General features: G+C 59.0%; 6 protein-coding genes and 1 other RNA gene. 1 reads left to right on the forward strand and 6 read right to left on the reverse strand.

Going from position 1 to position 7,064, the window contains the following annotated elements; translation table 11 throughout:
- Positions 1–241 (forward strand): hypothetical protein (locus B7364_RS18130; RefSeq protein ID WP_232780852.1); only part of this gene is annotated, 241 nt, incomplete at its 5' end.
- Between the two features lie 108 nt (positions 242–349).
- Here the strand turns inward: B7364_RS18130 and B7364_RS08575 are convergent.
- From B7364_RS08575 to B7364_RS08600, 6 genes are all read right to left on the reverse strand, one after another.
- The gene (locus B7364_RS08575) at positions 350–3,130 is read right to left on the reverse strand and encodes a M14 family zinc carboxypeptidase (RefSeq protein WP_085339589.1); all 2,781 of its coding nucleotides are present in this window, start codon (positions 3,128–3,130) and stop codon (positions 350–352) included.
- A 360-nt stretch (positions 3,131–3,490) separates the two neighbouring features.
- An RNA gene (gene rnpB, locus B7364_RS08580) (RNase P RNA component class A) lies at positions 3,491–3,909 on the reverse strand.
- Positions 3,910–3,930: 21 nt separating this feature from the next.
- Positions 3,931–4,824 carry a peptidoglycan recognition protein family protein gene (locus B7364_RS08585; RefSeq protein ID WP_232780853.1) on the reverse strand — a complete coding sequence of 298 codons (894 nt, stop codon included), beginning with the start codon at positions 4,822–4,824 and terminating at the stop codon, positions 3,931–3,933.
- A gap of 9 nt (positions 4,825–4,833) precedes the next feature.
- Positions 4,834–5,721 (reverse strand): DMT family transporter, encoded by an 888-nt coding sequence (locus tag B7364_RS08590; protein WP_085339590.1) that lies wholly within the window; start codon positions 5,719–5,721, stop codon positions 4,834–4,836.
- A 130-nt stretch (positions 5,722–5,851) separates the two neighbouring features.
- A complete protein-coding gene (locus B7364_RS08595) occupies positions 5,852–6,091 on the reverse strand; it encodes a hypothetical protein (RefSeq protein WP_085339591.1) in 240 nt (79 codons plus the stop codon).
- A gap of 51 nt (positions 6,092–6,142) precedes the next feature.
- Entirely contained in the window at positions 6,143–6,910 is a 768-nt protein-coding gene (locus tag B7364_RS08600; protein ID WP_085339592.1) for a J domain-containing protein, read from the reverse strand.
- Positions 6,911–7,064: the final 154 nt, after the last annotated feature.

A 7,064-nucleotide genomic window follows, 5' to 3' on the forward strand; every position in this document is an offset into this window, starting at 1 on the left:
CATACCTCACCGGTATGTGGCCCTCGGCGAATGGGTACGATTCTTCCACTTGGAAAGCCTCTATAGAAGGCTTTGCCTACGCAAAGGCTTCGTTCGAGTTTGCGCGCGCAACGGGATGTATCAAAAGGTGAAATCGGCTGCGCCGACGCGCCACAGGCGCGCCGATCAACACCCCGACTTGCGCACTACCCCGTTTTGGGCAGCTTTAAAACAAGCGGAGCGACGCTTTGAAGCGTTCTGAGACCTTTAACGGCTGCTCAACATCAACGATCTTCGGGCGGGGGCCTCGCCATGGTGCATTTTTGTCGAATGCACCATGGTGCCCGAAGCTTATTCACCCACGCCCAGATCAGTCACTTTCGTCCGAGAGATCTGGGGCGCGGGGCGCTCGGATGTGGCGGTTCATGAAAATCGCGTTGAGCAAGAGGCGTTCTGTGCCGGGGAAAGTGCCACGGAAGGTGGGGTTGTCGGCAAATAGAACCAACGTGCCTGTACCGCGCTGGGTGGCGGTGACGGCGGGTGCCCCGGCTACACGGGCGATGGATGTGCGCGACGCATAGCCCGCCAGAAGCGGAGCCTCGTGATAGCGGGCCACCACCGCATAGGCATCGTCTTGAGGCCATTCAAGCACGCCAGTGCCAACCTTCATGATCGCAAGATCGCGGTCGGTATGTCCAAACGCCAATGGATGGCTCGGATCCAAGTCGGTCTTGAAGAGGGCCCCGGCGATGATGTGCTCGGTCTCGCCAGCTTCCATGCGATCAAAATCGCGGCGGTCGCGTGCCGGCTGGGCAGGCCGCGCTTGTGCCGGATCAGAGGATTTGGCTTCATTGCCATCCGGTGCAGGCGTAGCGGCACGTGGTGTTGCAGGCCGCGCGGATGGGCTGGCACCACCAGCGGCTGTCTCGCCAGTCTCGGTTGCGAGGGCCCGCTGCGCCCATTGGGCAGCGGTGCCACTGGCGATGAGCACCCCGCCGCCCCGCGTCCAGCGCGCTAGCGCTTCGGTCTCAGCCCGGCTCCAGCCGGACGAGACCGCACCCATCGCGAGAATATGGGTATAGCGTGACAGCTCTGTCCGGCTCAGGTCGCTCGCGCGGCGCAGCGTGACGGGCAAGCCCATCTCGTGGTCCAAGAGCCACCAAGCCTCTCCGGCCTCCATGCGCGGGGCGTCCCCGGCAAACAGCAACAGGATTTCAGGCCGGGTGATCGTGGTCCAAGATTTGTTGCCGCCAAAGTCTGTCGCGGTGCTGGGCGTACGGCCAGACACAATCGGCGAAATCTTCGCGCCGCCGTCTCGCGCCAGCTTGGTCATGAAAGCGTGAAGGGTGGCTGCATCCATCTCTTGCCCGGCAGTCGGCACAAACAGCGCGCCGCGCCCGAATGCTACGGGTCCAGAGGGTGTCGCTGCTTCAAACGGCGCCGAAGCTGCCCGCACCAACAGGCCCGCGCGGAGCAGTTCTCCCGCCACGCGCGGGGCAGCGCGGTCACTCCACCGCACGACATAGCCGTAAGCCCCTTCGGCGAGAACCGCTGTTGGTGCGGGTTCAAGATCAAACCCGCCGCGCGCCCGCTCTCCCAAAAGCCGAGGGCGGAAGGCACCTGGCTCCAGGGCGGCCCAATCAAGGTCATAGGCTACCGGCATGGTCCAGGCCGATACGTCATAAAAGACGTTCTCTTCGAAGGATTTCGGCGTCTCAAAGATGCCGCGCACCATGGCAGCCTGCCGCTGGTCGGTGGGCACCAGATAGGCACGCCCGGCCTCGAACCGGCGGCCCCCCACCTCGATGGTCTCGCTCAGCGCATGGGCGGTCACGCCATGGGTGGCCAGAAGCGCCAAGAAACGCTGCATCCGCGCTGGATCGTCGGGGGCGGCAACCACGTAAGCTGCAGGCCCAGCTGCACGGGCATTGGCACGCGCCTGACGGAAGAAGGCGGTTTGTGACGCGGTTAGGTCGCGCCGGATCTCAATTGCGCCGGTGACGGCGGCCAGATTGGCCCGGAATTGCAGTCTGATATTCTCCGCATAGGTGCGAAGGCCATTGCGGCCTTCCACGGCCCCGCCGGCGGCAGTGCCGGCTTCATACAGAATACCAACGCCGCCATTGACCTGCGGATAGGTTGATCCTTTGCCAATATAGAAATTATCGAACCCTTCTTCGGCATAATAGAGCACGCCATCTGGATCGAGCGCCCGGGAATGATAGCCCGCAATCTTCTCTGCCAACTCGGTCTGCCGCCTTGTGATCAGGGCATTGACGCGCCGTGGCTCTCCGGGATGGAAATAGAAGCTGCTGTTCGAGCCCATCTCGTGATGGTCCAATGAGAGTTGGGGGACCCAGCGCTGCCAAGCCCCAACCCATGCGCGTGCCTCTGGCTGGCTCACCAAAAGCCAGTCGCGGTTAAGGTCAAAGCCATAATGGTTGACCCGCGCCTCGCCCCAGCCACTATGCTGGAAATGGGCAGGATCGCTCACCCCGGCAGCGCCTGAAAAACGGTCAACCCTTGAGACCCGCAGCGCATGGCCGTCTGGATTGAGAACCACCACCACCAGGATCACGGCCCGGTCGAGCATTGCGTCGATCTCGCTGCCAGTGGCTGCGGCAAAATGATAGACCGTGGCCAGCGCCGCATCTTGGGCCGAGGCCTCGGCCCCATGCACGCCGAAATTGGCCCAGACGAACACGGGCGCATCGGCAGGCGCGTCAACTCCGGCCTCCAGCCGGGCCAGATGTTCGGTACGCAATTGTTCGAGGCGCGCATGGTTGGATGGGCTCGTGATCTTTAACAACAGGATTGGGCGGCGCTCGTGAGAGCGGCCGATTTCCTCGACGCTGATCCGGTCTGACAGCCGGTCCAGCGTGCCCATATAGGAGAGAAGGTCATGGTGGCGGACTGGATGCTCACCAAGGGTATAGCCAAGTGCGTCTGTTGGGGTGGGGATCGCAGGATTGTAACGGGTGCCTGGCACCACATGCGGCGGGACCACCTGGCGGGCGGCAATTTGTGGGGGCATCAGGGCGGTGCCGGTCGGCTGGGCAAATGCCGGTTGCGCCAGTAATTGGGCGAAGATCAGGGCTAACACGCCAGAAATCCAGCCGCTTGCACGCTGCGACAGCCAATTTTTCCCCATTGTCAATTTCTCCAGCCTCTATCCTCTAGCGTGGATGATTCATCACGCTCAATGCGTTGACTGGCGTTCCTTGCATAAGCTGTTGAGAGGGTGAAGGAAAAGATCGCTTACCCTGTTCCGGTTCCAGTTCTCGACAGATTGCGCCCCGACCGCCACGGGCGAGTATGCCGACTTGCCCTTTGGTTTGCTAGTCTGCGTTGGTTGAAAAGTCAGTGCCGTGACCGATTTGGTTTAATGGCGCGCGGCGCGGGATCGAGTGTGTAGGGTAAGGCATGCACCCCGCCCGTCGGCAGCAGTTTTTGGGTTTGGTTGTCTGCCCTTGGAAAGGCGTTGCAGCAGCCTATGCCTCCGCGGAGGCAAAATGTCAGACGGTCTATAAGCCGGGTTTTGTCCAAGGGGTTGCCCCCTCTGTGCGACCATTCATCTGGGACCCTGTTCGCACAGGGCCTCTTGCGACCTACCCGGACACGCCAACCCACAAACGAGCCGTGACAAGCAAAGCCTGCCACATGGTGTCCCTATTCGGTCTTGCTCCTGGTGGGGCTTGCCATGCCTCCTTCCTTACGGTCGGAGCGGTGGGCTCTTACCCCACCGTTTCACCCTTACCTGTCGAGTCCAAAGACCTGACGGGCGGTCTATTCTCTGTGGCGCTATCCCTGAGGCCCTGCCCGAAAGCAGCGCCCCGGCGGGCCTTACCCGCCACCATGTTTGCGTGGAGCCCGGACTTTCCTCCCTTGCGCCTTTTCAAGCCTTGCAAGAGCGGCCGCCCGACCGTCTGACGCCTGACTCATGCGGCAAAGCTAGGCCGGGCGCAAGATGGCAGCCACACGCGCCACAAGAGACACGGTCTCGACATCAATAAAGCCATCAACTTTGCTGGGACGAAAACGGCGCTGAAACGCGCGTAATACGGCCCGGGTCTCGGTATCCAAAATGCCATTGACGGTCACGCCATAGCCGATGGTGCCAAGGCCGGTTTGAACCACCGCAATGCCGCGGTCCATCATGCCATCTTGGTCAAACAGATTGCGCTGATCGCCATCTTCTAAAGCCGGCTCTGGCCAGATTGAAAGGCCAGCATCGGCAAAGCGCTTCCAGGGGAATTTCTCGCCAGGGTCGGATTTGCGCATCGGGGCAAGATCGGAATGGCCAATCACATGTTGGCGATCGAGCCCATGGCGGCGGACAATATCGGCTACCAATGCCATAACGCGCTCTATCTGCACCTCTGGGTATTCGGGCAAACCATAATCATCGCCGCCATTGGCGATCTCGATTCCAACGGAGGCTGAGTTCATATCGGTCTCGCCGTCCCAAAAGCCGCGTCCGGCATGCCAAGCGCGCTTAGACTCATCGACCAATTGAAAGATGCGACCATCCTCATAGACCAGATAATGGCTCGACACCCGGCTCATAGGGGAAGGAACCAGCGTTTTGGGGGCAGGCGTGCCGTCGGGCAAAAGTGGGTTGGTCGGGATGTCGTTTAGATAAGCCGTGCGCATGGGGGCGGGGTCCGACAAGACCCGCAGTGCAGCATCGGAGCTTTGCATGCCGGTATAATGAAGCACCACGAAGCGGATCGGCCGCTTACGCTCATCAAAATTAGGCGAGGGGGATTGGATGATTTCAAGCGGCATCACGTTTCGGGTCCGGCTTTGGCGTGGCTGGCGAGTAGAAATAGGATTACCAAACATCTGACAATCTCAGCCTGTTTTGGCCTGCGCAACCGCATCACTGGGCAGGCTTTTGTTTTCACGAGCCGCTACTAAGAACACACCCGCCAGCGTGAGGCCACCCCCAATGATCAGCTTCAGCGTGATCGGCTCGTCTAGGATAAAGATACCTGTGGCAACGGCAATTACCGGCGTCATCAGGGTCAAAGGTGCGAGAAGTGTGATGTCGTATTTTTTGACCAGCTGATAATAGGCCGAATGGCCAAAGATAGAGACCACGACAATCGAAAACACAATCCCTGCCCAGACATGCCAGTCTGACTGGAGAAGCGACGGGATCTGATTGGTCTCCATCACAAAGGACAGACCAAAGAGCGGAATGATGGAGAGAAGGCCAACCCAGGCTTGTAAATTGAGGGCAGGGATCGGGTCCAACCGCTTCATCAGGATCGAGCCCGTCGCGCCGACAAAAGCAGACGCTGCGACATAAACCAGACCAATCTCGAAACTGAACTTGCCTGGCTGATAAAGGATGGCGATGACGCCAGCAAATGCCAAAGTCATCCCCAAGGTACGCCGCCAGCGTACTTTTTCATGTAAGAAAATGATGGAAAGAATGGTGACGATGGGCAAACCAAGCTGGCCCACAATCGCAACTGCACTGGCTGGGGCTGCCTGCAGACCCAAGAACAAAAGGGCGAAGTGAACCCCGCCAATACACATAGCAATCGCAAAGACGAGGCCAAATTGCTTGGGGAAGGGGCGCAGAAACGGCGACAACAAAAGCGCCAAACCCAAAAACCGAAGACCAGCGAGAAAGATGGGTGGAATATCAGCCACCAGCCATCGGGTTAGTGGCAGGTTTAGGCCCCACGCGACACAGCAGGCAAAAAGCAAGAGGAAATCGGCTGGACGCATAGAGGTCTCGTTCCATAGTCAGAGATTTGAGGTCAATGGTTTGCTGCATCGGCGTGTGCGAAAACAGCCGCAAACGACGCCTCTGCGCGCCCGGTGGACACGCATGCACGCTCAATAGTGGAAAAGTGGCTTAGCGGCCCGACGGGTCCACGCTCCAGCCACGGCCGGTGCGACGAGCTTCTAGTGTGACTACAGCACGCGTTTCAGGTTGGCGGAAGTTGGCCAGCACAGCGCCAGCAAAGCCAATTACTAGGCCAGCAATGGCCATGGCCATCACGCCGAAGAATAACGCTGAAACGATCAACAAGCCTGATACCAAAGCGACGGTGCTTTGAAACATGGCCCGGGCGGTGTGAGACAGTGAACGCATGAGGGAGAGATTGGCACTGAAACGCTTAACGTCAAGTGTTTGTGCCCAGTTTTATGATCCCGCTGGTGCGTTTTGATAGACATTGGCGGGATTCATGCGTGGCCCACCCGATTCCAAGCTGTTTGAAGCCCGCACTTTTTGTTTTCGACTGGCTTTGATCTGCTCATAGGCCGCATTGATCGCAGCAGTCTTTTCATGAGCGGCCTTGATAAACTCAACCGGGGCCCCGCGAGCTATGAATTTGTCGGGATGATTCTCGGCCACACAGCGGGTCCAGGCTTTGCGAATATCGTCATCACTGGCCTGAATGGACACCGACAAAATGGTGTAGGGATCGGGTGCACGATCGGGGAAATAGGGGGCGGAGATACGGGCAAACTCTGTCTCGGTGAACCCAAAAAGCTCTGACACACGCGTCAAATAGCTCAGTTCGCCTTCGGTGATGGCCCCATCAGCTGACGCCACCGCAAATAAAACGTCTAAGACATCTTCAAGCAGGCAAGGTTTGGCCACATAGCGTTTGCCGATCCGCTTCGCATAGCCCTCAAACCCATGCACTGTTTCCTGTGCCAAAGCGAACAGCTTGTCGAACATGGGCCGATCATCGGGCGCAATGGGGAAGGCCGCGCGAAAGGCTGCGGCCTCGTCTAAAGTCGACTTGCCATCGGCTCGTGCCATTTTTGCGGCCAAGGCGACAACAGCAGCGGCAAACTCCATATCACCGGGATCTGGCGCACACGGGTCTGCGGGTTCCGCATCATGCTGGGCATGGTGGAAGGCCGTGCCGGCGAGATCAAGGAGTCGTTTCCAAAGTGACATCCGACATCCTTAGCACGGCCTTAGCCCATCGCACGAGCCCTAGACTAAAATTTTTCCTCGCCAGTTAACCATATGGGGCTAGAAATTGCTCTTTATTGCCATTACTATGAGGTTTAGGGCCTGTTGACAAAGGGGATTCCCAAATCGGTTTGGT

It is taken from the genome of Aquidulcibacter paucihalophilus (assembly GCF_002105465.1).
GTDB classification, from domain to species: domain Bacteria; phylum Pseudomonadota; class Alphaproteobacteria; order Caulobacterales; family Aquidulcibacteraceae; genus Aquidulcibacter; species Aquidulcibacter paucihalophilus.